This window comes from Kribbella turkmenica (assembly GCF_004348725.1).
Classification (GTDB): domain Bacteria; phylum Actinomycetota; class Actinomycetes; order Propionibacteriales; family Kribbellaceae; genus Kribbella; species Kribbella turkmenica.
Genome location: NZ_SMKR01000016.1, coordinates 1 through 17,631 on the forward strand (window position 1 = coordinate 1; position 17,631 = coordinate 17,631).

17 protein-coding genes are annotated in these 17,631 nt (G+C 70.1%); 4 read left to right on the forward strand and 13 right to left on the reverse strand.

Annotated features, from left to right (window positions below):
* The 3 genes from E1218_RS05635 to E1218_RS05645 form a co-directional block, all read right to left on the reverse strand.
* Positions 1-978: hypothetical protein (locus E1218_RS05635; RefSeq protein ID WP_132316950.1), on the reverse strand; the 978-nt coding region annotated here is incomplete at its 3' end.
* A gap of 58 nt (positions 979-1,036) precedes the next feature.
* Complete coding sequence (locus tag E1218_RS05640; RefSeq protein ID WP_132316952.1) at positions 1,037-1,999, reverse strand: dihydrodipicolinate synthase family protein; 963 nt, start codon at positions 1,997-1,999, stop codon at positions 1,037-1,039.
* Positions 2,000-2,007: 8 nt separating this feature from the next.
* A complete protein-coding gene (locus E1218_RS05645) occupies positions 2,008-3,141 on the reverse strand; it encodes a mandelate racemase/muconate lactonizing enzyme family protein (protein WP_233712029.1) in 1,134 nt (377 codons plus the stop codon).
* Positions 3,142-3,236: 95 nt separating this feature from the next.
* Between E1218_RS05645 and E1218_RS05650 the strand changes: the two genes are divergently transcribed.
* Positions 3,237-4,202 carry an LLM class flavin-dependent oxidoreductase gene (locus E1218_RS05650; protein ID WP_132316954.1) on the forward strand — a complete coding sequence of 322 codons (966 nt, stop codon included), beginning with the start codon at positions 3,237-3,239 and terminating at the stop codon, positions 4,200-4,202.
* 146 nt (positions 4,203-4,348) lie between these two features.
* Here E1218_RS05650 and E1218_RS05655 read toward each other — a convergent pair whose 3' ends face one another.
* From E1218_RS05655 to E1218_RS05685, 7 genes are all read right to left on the reverse strand, one after another.
* Positions 4,349-5,221, reverse strand: coding sequence for a carbohydrate ABC transporter permease (locus E1218_RS05655; protein ID WP_132316956.1), 873 nt, complete (start codon positions 5,219-5,221; stop codon positions 4,349-4,351).
* Positions 5,221-6,036, reverse strand: a complete 816-nt coding sequence (locus E1218_RS05660) for a carbohydrate ABC transporter permease (RefSeq protein ID WP_132316958.1) — start codon at positions 6,034-6,036, stop codon at positions 5,221-5,223. The genes E1218_RS05655 and E1218_RS05660 overlap by 1 nt, the downstream gene beginning before the upstream one ends.
* 152 nt (positions 6,037-6,188) lie before the next feature.
* Complete coding sequence (locus tag E1218_RS05665) at positions 6,189-7,457, reverse strand: ABC transporter substrate-binding protein (protein WP_132316960.1); 1,269 nt, start codon at positions 7,455-7,457, stop codon at positions 6,189-6,191.
* 90 nt (positions 7,458-7,547) lie between these two features.
* The gene (locus E1218_RS05670; protein ID WP_132316962.1) at positions 7,548-9,575 is read right to left on the reverse strand and encodes a ligand-binding sensor domain-containing protein; all 2,028 of its coding nucleotides are present in this window, start codon (positions 9,573-9,575) and stop codon (positions 7,548-7,550) included.
* Between the two features lie 104 nt (positions 9,576-9,679).
* Entirely contained in the window at positions 9,680-9,892 is a 213-nt protein-coding gene (locus tag E1218_RS05675) for a hypothetical protein (protein WP_132316964.1), read from the reverse strand.
* A 105-nt stretch (positions 9,893-9,997) separates the two neighbouring features.
* Positions 9,998-10,198 (reverse strand): cold-shock protein, encoded by a 201-nt coding sequence (locus E1218_RS05680; protein WP_132316966.1) that lies wholly within the window; start codon positions 10,196-10,198, stop codon positions 9,998-10,000.
* A gap of 86 nt (positions 10,199-10,284) precedes the next feature.
* The gene (locus E1218_RS05685; protein ID WP_165949139.1) at positions 10,285-11,652 is read right to left on the reverse strand and encodes an MFS transporter; all 1,368 of its coding nucleotides are present in this window, start codon (positions 11,650-11,652) and stop codon (positions 10,285-10,287) included.
* A gap of 63 nt (positions 11,653-11,715) precedes the next feature.
* On the opposite strand from E1218_RS05685, the gene E1218_RS05690 reads away from it, so the two are divergent.
* Positions 11,716-12,321 carry a CGNR zinc finger domain-containing protein gene (locus E1218_RS05690; RefSeq protein ID WP_132316970.1) on the forward strand — a complete coding sequence of 202 codons (606 nt, stop codon included), beginning with the start codon at positions 11,716-11,718 and terminating at the stop codon, positions 12,319-12,321.
* Here the strand turns inward: E1218_RS05690 and E1218_RS05695 are convergent.
* From E1218_RS05695 to E1218_RS05705, 3 genes are all read right to left on the reverse strand, one after another.
* A complete protein-coding gene (locus E1218_RS05695; protein ID WP_132316972.1) occupies positions 12,282-13,430 on the reverse strand; it encodes a Cmx/CmrA family chloramphenicol efflux MFS transporter in 1,149 nt (382 codons plus the stop codon). The two genes, E1218_RS05690 and E1218_RS05695, sit on opposite strands and share 40 nt — an antisense overlap.
* 260 nt (positions 13,431-13,690) lie before the next feature.
* Entirely contained in the window at positions 13,691-13,870 is a 180-nt protein-coding gene (locus tag E1218_RS05700) for a hypothetical protein (RefSeq protein WP_132316974.1), read from the reverse strand.
* Entirely contained in the window at positions 13,870-15,234 is a 1,365-nt protein-coding gene (locus E1218_RS05705; protein ID WP_132316976.1) for a PspC domain-containing protein, read from the reverse strand. Before E1218_RS05705 ends, E1218_RS05700 begins: the two co-directional genes overlap by 1 nt.
* Positions 15,235-15,428: 194 nt before the next feature.
* Between E1218_RS05705 and E1218_RS05710 the strand changes: the two genes are divergently transcribed.
* Positions 15,429-16,955, forward strand: coding sequence for an ATP-binding protein (locus tag E1218_RS05710; RefSeq protein WP_132316978.1), 1,527 nt, complete (start codon positions 15,429-15,431; stop codon positions 16,953-16,955).
* The gene (locus E1218_RS05715; protein ID WP_132316980.1) at positions 16,952-17,593 is read left to right on the forward strand and encodes a response regulator; all 642 of its coding nucleotides are present in this window, start codon (positions 16,952-16,954) and stop codon (positions 17,591-17,593) included. Before E1218_RS05710 ends, E1218_RS05715 begins: the two co-directional genes overlap by 4 nt.
* Positions 17,594-17,631 lie beyond the last annotated feature (38 nt).

A 17,631-nucleotide genomic window follows, 5' to 3' on the forward strand; every position in this document is an offset into this window, starting at 1 on the left:
CTCGGGGCTGCGGGCGGTGGCGGGCTGGTCACCGGTGGGTTCGATGACGATCTCGACGTCGTCGGACATGGAGACGACACCGGCGACGGACCCGATGGACGCTGCCCGGCCGGCGGCGCGACGGGCGAGTGCTTCGGCCTCGGCCGCCGTACGACCGACGCCGAAGCCGACGTACGCCGTGTCGTGACGGGACGCGAGGTGGTCGAGCAGGGGCATGTGGGTGAACTGCTCGGTGGCCTGCTCGAGGACGCCGCGGGTGGTGACGACCAGGTGGCGCCCGTCGGGGAGGGCGGCCAGGCTGGCGCCGAGCGTGATGAGGTCGGCGGCGAGGGCGTCGTCGGGTTCGGGGAGGTCGATGATGCCGAGCGCGACCTGGGCGTCGCCGACGTGCTGGCCGGTCGTGGTCAGGACCAGGGCCTGCAGCGTGGAGCGGATCGAGTAGCGCGACGGCGCGAGCCGGACCGACGGCATCTCGTTCTCGAGCAGGTGGAAGGCCGAGCCGAGGCAGCTGATCGCGACCTTGGTGTCGTGCTTGTCCCGCGCGAACCGGTGGAACGCGACGATGTCGTCCGAGGTGAGCCCGGGGCGGTACGGGAGTACGTGGATCTGGTCGGTCGGCATCTTGGCCTCGATCAGCGTCTCCAGGACCTCACTGCGGCGCAGCGTGTCGATCGAGAACTGGGTGACGTTGTGGCCGAGCCGGAGGAGTTCGACGAGTGCGCGCAGCAGGGTGGCACCGTCGTACGAGACGTACATCGCCGGGCGGTCGATCACCCCGGCCTCGGTGGCGATGGTGTACGGGACGACGCCGGTGAACAGGATCGCGTCGACCTTCTCGTGGGACTGCTCGACCACCTCGACCGCTTCGGTCTCATGGTGGTACGGCAGCGGGAGCAGGGTCGTGCCGCTCGGCGGACCGACCGCGACGACGCGGTGGACCAGGTCCTCCGGGCCGATGACACCGACTGTCAGGGCCATTCAGACCACCGCCGGTTCGATCTGCACGGCACTCCTTCGACGACTTCTGGTCGGGCCCTTAACTCGCAGGATAGTGGCTGAGCTCCTCGAGACAGCGGACGACGAGCTCTCGCTCCGGGGTGGGCAGGTCCGGCCCGTACGGATCGTGGGCCGCGTCCTCGGGGAGCAGGGCCTCCCACACCGCGGCCCAGAGCATGCGCTGCACGTAGCCCTCGATCGGTGCGTAGAAAGTCGCCGCGGCGAAGCGGTCCAGCCGGTCTGAAGCTGTCAGGAAGCCACTGTGGTCACCTGAGGACCAAGTGCGCAGTACTGCGGCCGAGAGCTCGACCTGTGCCGCGGCAATCCCGACCAGAGCGGTGTCAGCGCCCCACATGAACGACGGGCCGAACATACGGTCCTCACCGGTGATCAGAAGCTTGCCGGTGCCGCGGCCGGCCCAGATAGCGTCCTGACACCCGATGGCGCGGTCCAGTGTGGCCGTCTTGACCCCGAGCATGGCGTCCAGGCTGAGCAGGTCGCGGATGAGTTCCGGCAGGTACGGGTATCCGCCAGCCTCGCCGTGCAGATAGAAGCCGACCAGCGGCAGCCCACTCTCGGTCGCCACCCGCTCGTGCAGTGCAACAGCCTGCGCATGGCCGTCAGGCTCGTCTCCAAGGGCCGCTAGCGGGTAGACCATCACCGCGTCAGCTCCACCCGCCGCAGCCTGCAGCGCCATCGCCACAGTCGCGTCTGCGGCCTTCTGCAGCGTGTGTGCGGGCTGAGCCCTGGGTACGCCGACTCCAGCCACGATCGGCGCGTCCGTCGCCTGCCGCCAGGTCTCCAGCACCTTGGACCGGTCTGCCGGCGACAGGTACAGCCCGCGGCCGGTGTGGGCCCACACCGCGACCCCACCGATCGGCTCGGTCGCGATGCGGCCGGCGTACGCGGACAAGGCGTCGTACGCGACCACACCGTCGTTGTCCATCGGAGTGACGACGGCAGGGAGCAGGGTGCCGCGGAGTTGCTCGACGAGTGCGTGCATCGGACCTCTCAGACGTCGTGGCCGAGGCCTGGGCTCGTGGGTACGTCGATCCAGCCGTCGCAGTCGGCGAACACGGTCGGGGCCAGTGGGTCCTCGTGCACCATCAACGGCCCGACCAGGTCGGCAGCCACGGTGGCACCGGGTACGGCGGCGGCCAGGTGGACGGCGGCCAGGGTGGCCACGCCCAGCTCGGGCATCGAGCCTACCTTCACCGCCAGGCCCGCGGCCTCGGCTACGTTGGCGATCTGCAGGGCTCTGTGCAGTCCACCGACCTTGAGGATCTTGATGTTCAGCACGTCGGCCGCACCGCGCCGGGCGATCTCCAGGGCATCGTGCAGCGAGTGCATGCTCTCGTCGACCATCAGCCGGACGTCGAGACGCTCACGCAGCCGGACGAGCCCGGCCAGGTCCCACCGCGGCAGCGGCTGCTCCAGCAAACTCAGCCCGGCGTCAGCCATCTTGGCCAGGTACGGCAGCGCTGTGGCCGCGTCGTACCCCTCGTTGGCGTCCAGACACAGCTCGGCGTCAGCGGGGATGACCGCACGGACTGCTCGGACCAGCTCGAGGTCTTTGGCCGGCTCGTGCCCGCCCTTCACCTTGAGGTGGCGGAAGCCCTTGTCGGCGTACTCGGCGGCCTCGGCGGCCATCTCGTCGAGGGTGCCGAGCCCGACCACCCAGGTGGTCTGCACGCGGTCGCGGATGCTGCCGCCCAGCAGCACGTGCACCGGCCAGCCGCTCACCCGGCCGGCCAGGTCGTACAGGGCGATGTCCAGGCCGGACTTGGCCACGTGCTGGCCGCGCAGTACGGAGTCCATCACCAGGTGGGCTCCGGCCCGGTCCAGCGGGTCGTGCCCGATGAGTGCCGGAGCGAGATGCTCCTCGATTGCGGCGGTGACCCCAGCCAGCGTCTCCCCGGTGTACGCCGTCATCGGCGACGTCTCGCCGATGCCGATCGCGCCGTCGGCGGTGTGCACCTCGACCAGCAGGCTGACGAGCTCGGTGCTGATCCCGCTGCTGATCTGGAACGGACGCCGGTACGGCGCACTGACCACGCGGGTCTTGACCGCACTGATCGGCCCCGAGGTGGTCGACGCCGGGTCGGTGCGGGCCGGCAACCCGGCCGGATGGGGTACGACGCTCAAATCCGGCTCCTCCGGGTCGCAATCTGGCGCGAAAGGACTTACGGTCAAGACCGTAAATACCGTGAGCGCACTCTGTCAACGGAAGGTGGCACCTGATGCGGCTGGGGCTCTATCTCAACCTCTACGGCAGGCCCGACGAGCGGCCGCGGCTCGAGGACGCGGTCGAGCAGGCGCGGCTCGCCGAGCAGGCCGGGTTCGAGTGGATCGTGCTCGGCGAACGGCACCTGCACCGGCCCGGGTACCACGAGATCCTCACCTCGCTGACCTACCTGGCCGCCAGGACCGATCGCATCGGGCTGGCCACGTCGGGCATCGTGGCGCCGCTCTACGATCCCGTCGTACTGGCTGAGACGCTGGCGCACATCGACGTACTGTCGGGTGGGCGGCTGACCGCGGGGTTCGTGCTCGGGTATCGGCCGGAGGAGTTCGCGCTGTACGGCGTGACGCAGGCCGAGCGGGTCGCGCGGTTCGAGGAGTGCCTCACGATCCTGACCCGGCTCTGGACGTCGGACGAGGTCACGTACGACGGGAAGTTCACCAGCATCCGCGAGGCGTTCCTGTCGCTGCGTCCGGTGCAAACCCCCCGTCCGCGGCTGTGGAACGGTGGGCGGGTGTCGGCTGTGCTCGAGCGGACCGCGCGGATGTGTGACGGGTGGACGACGTCGTTCAACGAACTCGACGCCGATCTGCCGGCGAAGATCGCGGAGTATCGGTCGTATCCGGCCGGGGAGGTTTCGCTGGGCCGCGACGTGATCCTGTGCCGGGAGGGGTTCTGCGCTCCGACGGCGCAGGACGCCCGCCGGGTGCTGGAGGAGCCGCTGCGGGCGTTGTACGACGCCTACACCGGCTGGAAACGTACGTCGGCGGATGCGAGCCGGTACACGCAGGGCTGGGACGACATCGCGGCCCGCAGCGTGATCGGGTCCCCGGGCGAGTGCGCCGAGCGGCTCGCGCAGTACGAGGAGATGGGTGCTGACGGCATCATCCTGCGGATGCAACCGCCGGGGTTGTCGCAGGCTGACGCGCTGCGGTCGATCGAGGCGTTCGGGAACTTGGTCTGACCCACTCGTGCTGCGTGGGCGCCCGGAGCGGCGGTCGCCCGTCGTCGGGGGCTTGCCCACGCCGTGGGGGCCGTGAACAGGTTATTCCGTGTTCAAGCCCTCCGTCGTCTGTCCAAGCCCCCGACACCGGATGCGGCCACGCTCGCTCAGGCCTTCAACCCACTCATGGCGATGCTGTCGGTCAGATACCGCTGCAGCAACCCGAAGACCAGCAGGCTCGGAACGACGGTGATCGTCGCGCCGGCCATGATCTGGTTGATGGGGACCGCCTGGGTCTGCAGGGTGGCGAGGCCGACCGTCAGCGTCTGCATCTCGCCGGACTGGCCGATGACGAGGGGCCAGAGGAAGTCGTTCCAGTGCCAGAGGAAGACGAAGATCCCGAGGGTGGCCAGCGCCGGGCGGATGAGCGGCAGCACGATCTGGGTGAAGATCCGCCACTCGGGGGCGCCGTCGATCTCGGCGGCTTCGAAGAGTTCGTCGGGGAGTTGGCTGATGAACTGGCGCAGCAGGAAGACGCTCTGCGAGTTCGCCAGTGTGGGCACGATCAGTCCCCAGTAGCTGTCGACCCAGTCGAGTCTGGAGACCAGGATGTACGACGGGATCAGCGTCGCCTGGAACGGGACCATCAGCGTGGCCAGGAACGCCCAGAACATGATCTCCCGGCCCGGGAACCGCTTCTTCGCGAACGCGTAGCCCGCCATCGCCGCGAACAGCAGGACGAAGACGACCGACACCAGCGAGTACAGCAGCGAGTTGATCGTCCAGCGGGGGATGTCCGAACTGGACAGCACCCGGCTGAAGTTCTCGGAGGTGAAGCGGGTCGGGTCGAGCGCGTCCGGGAAGGTCTGGCCGCTGGGCGGTGCGAACGCGACCAGGACCATCGCTGCGAACGGCACGATGGTGACGATCGCGGTCAGCGTCAGCAGCGTCGGCAGTGTCAGCCGGGCGGCCGGTCGGCTCTCGGTCCTCGGCGGGGGTGCCGTGTCCTGGGCGCGTGGTCGTTCGAGCAGGTTCACCATCAGTCGTCCCTCCCGACCAGCCGTCGCTGCACGAGCGAGACGACGAGCACGATCGCGAACAGCACCAGGCCGATCGCGCTGGCGTAGCCGAAGTCGAAGTACTTGAAGCCGCTGTCGTACAGGAAGTACACGAGTGAGTAGCTCGAGCGCACCGGTCCGCCGCCGGTCATCACGTACATCGCGTCGAAGACCTGGAACGCGCCGATGGTCTCGATCACGAGGACGAAGAACAGTACCGGGCGCAGCTGCGGCAGGGTGATGTAGCGGAACCGCTGCCAGGTGCCGGCGCCGTCGATCATCGCGGCCTCCAGGTACGAGCGCGGGACCGCCTGCAACCCGGCGAGCAAAATCAGCATTGAGTAGCCGAAGCCCTTCCACGCCGACGTCACCGCGATCGACGGGAGCACCAGGCCGGACTCGGCGAGGAAGTCGACCGGACCGATGGACACCAGCCCGAGGACGGCGTTGATCAGGCCGTCCTGGGCGTCGTAGATCCACTTCCAGATCACCGCGGCCAGCACGATGCTGGTCACGTACGGCAGGAAGAACACACCGCGGAAGAAGCCGCGTCCCCAGACGACCTGGTGCAGCAGTACGGCGGTGCCGAGGGACAGCAGGACCGTCAGCGGGACGAAGACCGCGGTGTAGGTGAGCGTGACCACCAGGGCCTGGTGGAACAGGCCGTCCTGCAGCAGCCGGGTGTAATTGTCGACAGCAACGAAATCCCAGCGGCCGCTCAGCCGGTAGTCGGTGAGCGACAGCAGGACCGCACCGACCACCGGCAGGAACCGGAACGCCAGGAACAGCAGGAGCATCGGGGCGACGAACAGCAGGCCGACCCAGGGACGGCGGAGCGAGCGCCGCCGTCCTGGGGACGAAGCGCGGTGGGACTGGGAGGTGGGCGCCGGTCGGCCGGCCACGGGCCCCGCCCGGCCCGTGGCCGTGTCCGGCGTCTGCCGGGCGTCGGTCAACGCTGTCTCGACAGGAGGTCGTTGGCCTGCTTCGCGGCGTCGTCGAGCGCCTGCTGCGGTGCCTTCTTGCCGGTCAGCACGGCCTGGAGCTCGACACTCAGCAGCGACATCACCTGACGGGCGGACGCGTTCGGCTCACCCGGTACGGCGTACTTGAGGGCGTCGGCGAACTGCTGCCCGGCCGGGTCGGCGGCCGGCGTCTGCGCGTCGGTGCGCGGGGTGAAGAAACCCGAGGCCTTGCTCAGACCCTCGACCTGGGCCGGCTGGATCATGAAGGACAGGAACTTCTTCGCCTCGTCGACGTTCTCCGAGGCGGCGTTCACCGCGAGCCCGCCGGGCAGGCCGAAGCTGACCTGCTTCGCACCGGTGAGCGGCTTCCCGACGACGACGTTGGCGGCCCCCCAGGTCGCCGCCACGGTCTTGGCGTCGGCCGGCGTACTGGTGATCGCCATCGCCACCTGGCCCTTGCCGAACGGCTGGTCGGTCACCAGGTTGGCGTTGGTCAGTGCACTCCTCGGGATCGCGCCGGCGTCGTACAGGCTCTTCAGGAAGGTCAGCGCCTCCAGCCCCGGCGCCTGGTTGAAGGCGACCGACTTGCCGTCGTCGCTGAACACCTTGCCGCCGGCCTGCCACAGCAACGGGTAGAAGTTCAGGTTGAGCGTCGCCTCCGGGGAGGCGGAGTAGTCCAGCGTCGAGAAGCCGGCCGCCTTGATCTTCGGTGCCGCGGCCTTGACCTCGTCCCAGGTCTCCGGCGGCTTGCTGATGCCCGCCTTGTCCAGGATCGCCTGGTTGTACATGGTCGTGGTGACGGTGTGGTAGATCGGCGCCGCGTAGACCTTGCCGTCCACGGTCAGGCCGGGCAGCGCGGCCGGCAGGAACTTGTCCTTCTCGGGCTCGACGACGTCGTCGACCGGCTCGAACGAACCGTTCCGGACGTACTGCGGCAACTGGTCGGGGATCTGCAGGACGACGTCCGGCCCCTTCTTGCCGGCGAACGCGGCCGCGAGCTTCTCGTCCCGCTTGTCCCACGTCTGCGCCTCGATCTTGAGGTCGATGTCGCCGTTGGCGGCCTCGAAGTCCGTCTCGACCTTCTTCCAGTACGCCGTACTGGCGGCCTGGTCGCCGATCACCGGATACATCCACAGGGTGACGGACTTCTTGGCCCCCGAGTCGGAGCCGCCCGAGTCGTCGCCGCACGAACTGAGAGCAGCGGCCAGCACTAGGGCCGTGAGTGGTGCCGCGATGCGGCGGACGGTGGAATTCATCGCACCCCCTGGGTGTCCGGAAGTCAGGGCCGGAAGTAGAAACACCGAATAACGGTCAGGACCGAAAGTAGCTGGGTGGAATTTCGGCTGTCAACGGCTGATATCAACTCGGAACAGCTCGGCGCCGTGCGTCAGCAGCAGCTGGCGATCGTTCCGGACGCCGAGCCGGCGGTGCGCCTTGTCGACGAGCAGCGCCGGCGCCTTGCCCGGTGCGATCCGGAAGACCTTGTTCAGATCGATGCTCACGTAGACCGCGTCCCTGGTCGCGACGATGTCCCCGCTGGAGGTCGTCGTCCCGAGGACGTAGGACGTGACCACTGTCCCGCGCCGGGGGTTCACCGCGAAGACCGTCTTGCCGGCCACGCCCCAGAGCAGGCCGTCCGGGCCGAAGGTCACCGACGAGACCGTGATCGCGCCGGGCACGGGCACGGTCTCCCACAGCTTGCGGGATCGCCTGACGTCCCAGGCGAAGACGGTGCCCTCGGTCCGGGTCGGCGGCGTGGTGGCGAGCCCGCCGACGATCGACGTACCGCCGTACACGATGCCCCCGCGGGCGGTCAGGCCGAAGACGCTCTCGTCCTGGACCACGTTGCGGAACTTCTGCGAGGTACCGGTCTTCGGGTCGTGGATGACGAGCGCCCCGCCGAGCCGGTCGCCGTCGGGCACGGTGCCGACCGCGAGCTTGCCGTCCACCTCGGCGAGCGCCCGGGCGCGGGTCTGGAAGATGTCCGGCTTGAGATTCAGCACCTGCCGGGGGTTGTCCGGGGTGCCGGGCGGTCCGGGTGAGTACTCCGGGCTGCTCCACGGCCTGGTCAGGTCGTAGGTGTAGACCCGGGCGTCGGGGTAGGCGCCGATCCAGAGGTTGCCGTCCTTGCCCTCCAGCAGCGCCTCGGTCTGGGAGAACCGGTGGAAGGTGGCCGCGCCGGTGTCCGGGTTCACCACCGACACCCCGCCGTTCAGGAAGCCGCCGGCGTAGACGTTGTCCTTGCCGCCGGCCACGGACAGGATCTCGATCGGCTCGCGCCGGACCGAGGTCTGGAAGATCTCGGACTCGCCGGTCTGCGGGTTGTAGCGGAACTCCTCACCCCGCCAGAGCGTGCCGACGATGCTCTTGCCCGGGTAGTCGGGCAGGTCGAGCTCGGCCCAGCCGATCGAGCGGGTGTTCTGGATCCGGCCGGTGAAGGTCAGGCCGGTGCCGGTGAGCGTCTTGGCCGCCGGGTCGTACCTCTTCAGCTCGCCGGCCTGGATCAGGTAGATCTCGCCGTTGTCGCCGACCGGGGAGACGTCCAGGCCGTGGGCGTTCGGGATCTCGTCCACCCAGGTCCGGGAGGCGATGTCCCAGACGTACAGCGGGCCGGGGAAGGCGGTGCTGATCCGGGCGTAGACGCGACCGGCGCGCGTGTTCAGGTCGTAGACGGTCTTGTCGGACGGGTCGCCGAGCCCCGGCGGCGCCGGCAGCTCGGTGACCGCGCCGGACGCCACGTCCAGCTCGAGCACATGGGCGTCGGGCATGGTGCCGCCGTAGATCTTGCCGTTCCAGTAGTCGATGCTCTTGACGTACGTCTGGCCGGCCTTGAGCTGGCCGTAGTCGCGGACCGCGCCGGTCGCGTGGTCGTACCGGAACACCTTGCCGTTCGGGTAGGTGCCGCCGTACACGTTGCCTCGCTCGTCGGTGGTGATCCGCTGAATGAAGGTCTCGGTCGCGATCGGGCGGCCGAGGTCTTCGACGGTGTTCCCCGATCCCGGCTTCCACCGGTACAGGTGACCGTTGTTGTACGTGCCGGTGTAGATCGTGCCGTCGGGTGCCGCGGCCACGGCGTAGCTGCCGCCGGCGCCGGGGAGCGGCGCGGACACCAGCGGCGTCCCGGTGACGGGGTCGATGGCGTTCAGGTACGCCGGGTCGCTGGTCGAGACGTTCCAGATCGCCGTCTTGCCGTTCGGCCCGGGCGCGACGGTGCCGCCGATCAGCAGTACGTCGGACAGCGGCGTACCGAGAGAGGTGACGGTCGCGGTCGGCGGGCCGGCCGGGGCGGACGGTCCGGTGCCGGCGGGGGTGGTCAGCGTCGTAACGAGAAGGGCGGCGAGTGTCACCGCGATGAGCGAGCGGGCTGATCGCATTGCGGTCCTCCGGTTGACGACCATTTACGGTCCTGTCCGAAAATAATCCTTCGGCCCGTGGTGAAGTCAACCGCTCGGACACAATTGCCTGTTGTGGCAGCTCGTCATCCGTTTCGGGCTCGGCCGTTAAGCGGGTGGTACCCGGGTGAGCAGCCTCTCGACAGCTCGCGGGTGGCGGCGAAGTAGCTGTTCTCGCGATGCAGGGCCCGGTGGAACGCCTCCAGTTCGGCGGCCGGGATGGCGTGCGAGAACGTGCTGATCTCGGAAGCTCCCGTCAGCCCGGCCACGAGCGCGGCGTACCGCCGTACCGCCGTCACCGCGGTCGGCTATGGGCTGTTCGGGCCGGCGTTCGCGCCCGGCGTGATCTGGTTCTTCGGGAGCGGGCTGATGACGAGGTGTCGGCAATCGGTTGCCCGGGTGAGTCAGACCGGGGTGACGGCGTCGGCCTCGCGGCCCTTGGGGCCGTCGACGATCTGGAACTCGACCTGCTGACCGTCCTCCAGCGTCTTGTAGCCGTCGGAGACGATCTTGCTCCAGTGGACGAAGACGTCGTCCTGTCCGTCGACGGCAAGGAAACCGTAGCCCTTGTCGGCGTTGAACCACTTCACGGTGCCGCGCACCATCGAAACTCCTGTGACCACGGGGCCCGCTTCACCCGGACCCCTCGGGTACTGATCCGCGGCCGGGGCCGCTTTCGGCGGTCCAGAGCCTAGCGGAGATCGTTTGCGGGACGCCGTACTGCCCGGGGCACTGTGAACGCCGCCACAGCGCCGGCGAACGCGACGGCGATGCCGATGAGGATGCCGAACCGGTAGCCGGTCATCGGGTCGGCCGCAGCGGTCACGGGCGCGCAGAGCGCCAGGCCGAGCGTGGTGCCGAGTTGCGCCGACGACGTGAGTACGCCGGCTGCGACGCCGCGCTCGCCGTCGGCGACTTCCGCCGTACCGGCCGTGGTCGAGGACACGGACGCGAGGCCGAGACTCACGCCCATGACCGCGAACGCGACCAGGAGCACGGCGAGCGGTACGTCGTCCCCCGGGAGGAGCAGCAGGAGGGCCACGCCGAGGGCGATGCCGATGAATCCGGTGACCAGCATCCGGCGCGTGCCGTGGCGCGCGGCGGCACGCGGTCCCGCTAGTGACCCGCCGATGACGGCCAGGTTGAACGCCGGGAAGATCAGCCCGGCCTGGGCGGGTGGCAGTCGCTCCTGGACGTACAGGGCTGCGGTGAGCATCGGCGGGGACGTCGACGCGGTCACCGCGGCCGCGGTCAGATTGCCGCCGAGTACGCCGGGGGTCCGCGCGAGCGTGCCTGGAAGGAGTGGCTGCGGTGAGCCCTGTTCGATGCGTGCGAACAGAACCATCAGCGGTGCTGCACCGGCCAGGGCCATCCAGCCGCGTGGGGCGGTCGGGTCGTGGGCGACTTCCGACAGGCCGAGCGCAGTGAGCGCGAGGCCGGTCGTGATCAGGCAGGCGCCGGGTGCATCGAGAGAGCGGACGGGGGTGGTCCGGCCGCGACCGGTGAGGACTCGCAGACTGACGAGGAGCGCGACCAGTCCGATCGGGACGTTGACGGCGAACACCCAGCGCCAGCCGCCGAGCTGCGTGAGTACGCCGCCCAGCACCCAGCCGCTCGCACCTCCGCCGGCTCCGGCCGCGGTCCACCAGCCGAGTGCCCGTCGCGCTGCGTCCGGGGGCAACGAGTCGGACAGTGCGGCCAGAGCGGCCGGTGCGAGCAGGGCCGCGCCGAAGCCTTGAAGCAGCCGGGAGGCGATCAGGACCGCGGGTGACCAGGCCAGCGCGCACGCCAGTGACGCGGCGGTGAAGGTGGCGAGCCCGGCGCGGAACATCCGCCGGGAACCCACCAGGTCGGACGCCCGGCCGCCGAGGACCAGCAGACCGGCCAGCGCGACGGTGTAGGCGGTGAAGACCCACAGCAGACCCACCGGGCCGAACCCGAGGTCGGCGTCGATCGCCGGCAGCGCCATCGTGACGATCGTGGCGTCGAGCACCACCACGAACTGGGCTACGCACACGATTGTCCAGCCACCGGCCCGTGCCGGGGTGTTTCCAGTCAAACCGCTCATGCTAGAAACAGGTGCCCAGTCAGTTCGTTCGCAAAACTGGTAAACTGGGTTTTGATGGAAACACCCCAGCTGCCGGACGGGATCCGCGAACTCCCGGTGATCGCGGGTGATCTCGCCCTGGACTTCGCGAACACGGTCGACGACCCGCTCGGACCGCAGCGGCACGACCACATCGCCGACTATCACGCACTGTTGTGGTGGTCGCTGCGGGTATCGCTGATCACCGAGCACGAGGCCGACCGGCTCCTGCACACCACCGCGCCACGCCCGGCGGCGGCCGTCGTCCGGCGGGCCCATTCGTTGCGCGAAGCAATCAACTGCACGGCCGGTTCGGTCGCGGGCGGTGGCCGGCTGGAGGGCTGGGAGGGCCTGCGCCCGTTTGTGACGACCGCGATCGGTCGCGCCGGGTTGATCGAGTTGCAGCCGTCGTGGCGCTTCGAGTTGCCGGACTCGCCGCTGTGGCCGGTGGCGCACGCCGCCTACGCACTGCTGACCGGACCGCGGGCGGCGCGGATCAAGCGGTGCGCCGGCTGCCCGTGGCTGTTCCTCGACCAGTCGAAGAACGGCAGCCGGCGCTGGTGCTCGATGGAGATCTGCGGTACGTCGGAGAAGGCCCGGCTCTACGTCTCCCGCCGAGCGGCCCGCCGGGCCCGGAGTTGAAGCGTTCCGGCGACGCCTACCGCCGTACCGACCAGCAACGTGCTGACCCACAGCGGTGCGCGGTAGCCGGTCGCGGTGATCGCGACCCCACCCAGCGCCGGACCGAGCGCCGCGCCGACGTTGAACGACGCGGTGGCGAGGCCGCCCGTCAGGACAGGTGACTCCGACCCGGCGTAGAGGGCGGACGAGATCAGCGTCGAGCCGACGGCGAACGACAACAGCCCCTGGGTGAACACGAGGACGCCGGCCGCGGCCGGGCTGGAGGCGGTCAGCGCGAAGACGCACCAGCCCACCAGCAAGGTGCTCCCGGCAACGAAAATCAGGCGGTTGTCACGGCGGTCGGCGTACCGGCCGGCCAGCGTGACGCCGGCGAACGAGCCGAGGCCGAAGAGGGCGAGCATCACCGGTACCCATCCGTCGCCCAGCGCGGAAACCTCAGTCACCACCGGCGCCAGGTAGGTGAACGAGCAGAACGTTGCCCCGTTCACCAACGCACCGAGCAGCAGCAGGGTGGCCAGACGCCGGCCGACCCGGAATCCGCCGGCTGTCGCCGGACCCGTGGTGCGGGCGGCGGGGACCGTGCGCAGGATCGCGAGCAAGGCCGGCAGCGAGATGATCGCGACCGCCCAGAACGCGGACCGCCAGCCGAGGTGCTGGCCGAGGACAGCGCCCGCTGGTACGCCGGCGATGCAGGCCAGCGTCGTACCTCCGAGGAGGACGGAGGTCGCGCGCCCTTTGGCGTCCGGCCGGACCAGCGTGGTCGCGGTGGCGAGGGCGATCGCGAGGAAGCCGGCGTTCGCGAGCGCGGCGATCACCCGGGTGAGCAGCAGGACGGTGAAGCTGGTCGTGAGTGCGCCGATCACGTGCACCAGCAGGAACACGGTCAGCGTGACCAGGAGCGAACGGCGGCGTGGCCAGCGCGCACCGAGGAGCGCGATCGCGGGTGCGCCGACGATCATGCCGGCCGCGAAGGCCGAGGTGAGCCAGCCGGCGGCCGGGATCGAGACGCCCAGGTCGTGGGCGATGTCCGGGCCCAGGCCGGACAGCATGAATTCAGAGGTCGCCTGGGCGAACACGGCCAGGCCGAGCAGGTACAGCACGAAAGGCATGGAAGGACTCCGCAACCACGTCGATGAGGTGCGGCGGCCCGGGCCGCCGCGGGACAGGCCGCGGCCGGCCGGTCCGCGCAGGGCGAGTGCCTGTGTGCGGACCGGGCAGGGGACAGCGGCCGGCATCGCCGGCGGTTCGGAGCGGGTCGGGCCACCGAACGCCGGTGGCTACGGTCTGCTGGCCTCGGGGCTGGACATGGGAGTGAGCCTAGGGAACGACGAGCCGGCGGGTCCACCGAGTTACGGACGGACCAGCCGGGTCAGCTGCGGTGGGAGGCGGCCAGCCCGATGACGCCGGCGGCGACCAGGAGGAGGGCTGAGGTGACGCCGAGGTCGTCGGTCTGGAGGACGCCGTTGTCGGTGAGCATCCAGAGGGTGGCGGCGCCGGACAGGACGGTGCCGGCGATGATGCCGGGAACGTCCGGTTTCGGCTTCCCCATCATCCGCGCTCCACCTTGATGCTGCCCAGTTTCAGGTCCAGGTCCAGGGTGACCGTCTGCGGTCCCGTGGTGCCGTCGGGACCCAGGTCCTTGATCGTCAGTTCGGCATTATGGCCGCCCTTGTGCTCGTTCAGCCAGGCCAGGTCGCCCATCTCGGCGGACAACTGCCCCTCGACGTCGACGTCCTGCGGGACCTTGACGACCACCTCGCCGACTCCGCCGTGCACCTCGATCCGGGCGCCCGGCGCGAACGTCGCCTTGGTCAGGTCGAGGTGCACCGACCCGGCGTCGAACGTGTAGTTGTTGCTGTCGGCGGTGACCGTCTGACCGGCGGGCGCGACGTAGTTGGTGTCCGCGAAGTTGCGCGGCACCTCCGGGAACAGGGTGCTCGCCACCGCACCGGCCGCGAGCAGGATGCCGAGCGGCAGCAGCGCCAGCGTGCGGCCGAGGAACCCGCCGAGCAGCATGCCCGCGCCCAGTGCCGCCAGGCCGATGACCAGCATGGTCGAGGTGGCCGCACCGGCCGCCCAGGCGATCGCGATCGCGGCACCGGTGAGGACGACGATGATCGACTTCACCCCGCGCATGCCCTTGGCCGGCGGTTCCGACGGCCTGGCGGTGGCCGGAGGCGGTCCTGCGGTCGGCTCGTCGACGTACAGGCCGAGGGGGTCGTCCTCGGTCCACACAGGTTGGACCGGTTCGACGGTGCGGTCCTGGGGTCGCTGTGTGGCCGAGGACGACGGGCCCGCCGGGGGAGCTGACGGGCCGGTCTGCGGAGGCAGGTGTGCCGAGCCGGCCGGCTGACCCGACGGAGCGGTCGAGGTCGGGTCGGGCCGGCCGGACTGTGCGGGCTGACCGGGGCCGGCCCACTGCTGCGGACCGGACCAGCCGCGGTCGGCCGGTGCCCGGTTCTGGTACTGGTTCTGGTTCCGGCCGAGCTTCTTGCGCTGGGAGGCGACCACCCAGATCACCGCGAGCACGATCAGCGGCCCGGGCACGAACCGGCCGAAGTCGAACGACGACATCATCGCGATCGCGACGAACACGCAGGCGCCGATCACGATCGGCCACAGCCAGGGGTGGTCCGGGCGGACCTTGTCGCCGAGCAGACCCTGCGCCGCGGACCGCTCGCTGCCCTCGTCGGGCATCAGCACCCAGGCGGCGATGTAGAAGACGACCCCTGGACCGCTGAGGATGAGGACTGCCATCACCACGCGGACCAGCACCGGATCGATGTTCAGGGCGCGGCCGATTCCGCCGCAGACGCCGGCCACCATCCGGTCCGACCGGCTGCGCTGCCAGCTCTGCACGTTCTGCAGGCCGCCGCGGTCGAAGCCACCGGGTCCACTCGAGTTCTGCTCCATGCCATCGATAGTCTCCCCGCGCCCGCCCGGACAACATCGGGGATCCCCCTCTCGCGACCCCGGGGTCGGCTCCCGGGAGCGGGCCGCTCGGGGTTCTCCCCGGGTCGACCCTGACCCGGCCGGACGGGTGCTGAGGAGACGCCTAGGGACAAGCCTGCTGGTGTCGGCCCGGTCCGCGTGTGACGATCATGGGGATGAACCAGTCAGCCGCCGCCGCGCCCACGGGCGGGTCCTCCACGCCGGAGACCCCTCCCGAGGCCCAGCACGGCCAGAGCGACGGCCCGTGGCGGTACAAGGGCTGGGGCCCGCAGGGCCCGAGACAGTACCAGGGCCCCTACGCGTCCTACAACGGCACCCAGCCCGGCCAGCCGCCGTACTGCCCGCCGTACGGCGCTCCGGCCGGCCAGTCCCCGTACGGCGCTCAGTCCGGCCAGCAGCCGGGATCCGAGCCGCCACCGGTTCGCCGGGCGTACCGCCGGACCGAAGGACGCGTCGTGGCCGGTGTCGCGGGCGGGGTCGCGGACCACCTCGGCGTGTCCGACACCGTCGTCCGGCTCATCCTGATCGCGGCCACGGTGTTCGGCGGCTTCGGCGTACTGATCTACGCCGCGCTCTGGTTCCTGATGCCGCTGGCCACGACGGCGATGCCGGCTGCGCCCGGGCTGGCAGCGCATACCCGGGGTGGCCTGCGCACCGACCAGCCCCCGCCGCAGCCGGTCACCGAGGCCAAGGAGCGGAAGAAGGAGAAGAGCCGCGGGCAGGTGACGGCGCTGGTGGTCGTCGGCGTCGGCGTACTGCTCCTGCTGCAGGTCGCCGGGCTCGGGATCGCGGGGAAGATGTTCTGGCCGCTGGTGTTCGCCGGCACCGGTCTGGCGCTGATCTGGCGGCAGGCCGACGAGAGCCAGAAGAACGAGTGGGCGCAGTCGGTCCGGGTCCCGATCCTCGGTCTCGTGCTCGGCAAGGGCGGCTGGAAGTCGCTGGTGCGGATCGCCGTCGGGCTGATCCTGATCGGTACCGCGGTGACCGTCTTCCTCGTCCAGAACGGCCGGCTCTCGATAGTTGGCGACGTCCTGGTCGCGCTGCTGCTCGCGGTGGTCGGCCTCGGCGTGATCGCCGGCCCGTGGGTGCACCGGCTGACCCGCGACCTGAACACCGAGCGCGCCGAGCGCATCCGCTCGCAGGAGCGCGCCGACATGGCCGCGCACCTGCACGACTCGGTGCTGCAGACGCTGGCACTGATCCAGAAGCAGGCGAACGACCCGCGCGCGGTCGCCCGGCTGGCCCGCTCGCAGGAGCGCGAACTGCGGTCCTGGCTGTACGACGAGGACGACAAGACCGACCAGACTCTGGCCGGCGCGGTGAAGCGGGCCGCGGCCGAGGTCGAGGACTCGCACGGCCTACCGGTCGAGGTGGTGACGGTGGGGGACTGTGAGCTGAGCGAACCGCTGTCGTCGATGGTCCGGGCCGCGCGCGAGTCGATGGTGAACGCGGCCAAGCACTCCGGTGCGGACAAGATCGACGTGTTCGTGGAGGTGGACGGCGACCGGGCGGAGATGTTCGTCCGGGACCGGGGCAAGGGATTCGACGTCGACGGCGTGCCGGACGATCGACTCGGTCTGCGGCACAGTGTGATGGGAAGAATGGAACGGCACGGCGGCCGCGCAACGGTGCGGTCCGACCCGGAGACAGGCACTGAAGTGCGACTGGAGATGGACAGATGAGCCAGAGGCGCGTTGTCGTCGTCGACGACCACGACATGTTCCGGGCCGGGGTGCGCAGTGAGATCGGCACCGCGGTCGACATCGTCGGGGAGGGTTCCGACGTCGACACCGCGGTGAAGGCGATCGTCGGGACCGAGCCGGATGTGGTGCTGCTCGACGTACACCTACCGGGTGGCGGTGGCACCGAGGTGATGAAGCAGGTCCACCAGCGGCACCCGGACGTGAAGTTCCTGGCGTTGTCGGTGTCGGACGCGGCCGAGGACGTGATCGGCGTGATCCGGGCCGGCGCCCGCGGGTACGTGACCAAGAACATCAGCGGCGCCGAGCTGGTCGACGCGATCGGCCGGGTCGCGGACGGGGACGCGGTGTTCTCGCCGCGGCTGGCCGGGTTCGTGCTGGACGCGTTCTCCGGGGCGATCGACATCGCCTCGGTGGACGAGGACCTGGACCGGTTGTCGCAGCGCGAGCGGGAAGTACTGCGGCTGATCGCCCGCGGCTACGCGTACAAGGAGGTCGCGCGCGAGCTGTTCATCTCGGTGAAGACCGTCGAGACCCACGTGTCCTCGGTGCTGCGCAAGCTCCAGCTCTCCAACCGCCACGAACTCACCCGCTGGGCCACCGACCGCCGCCTCGTCTGAGGTTATTGCCTCCGGCAAGCAGTGCGGGGTGTGGCGGG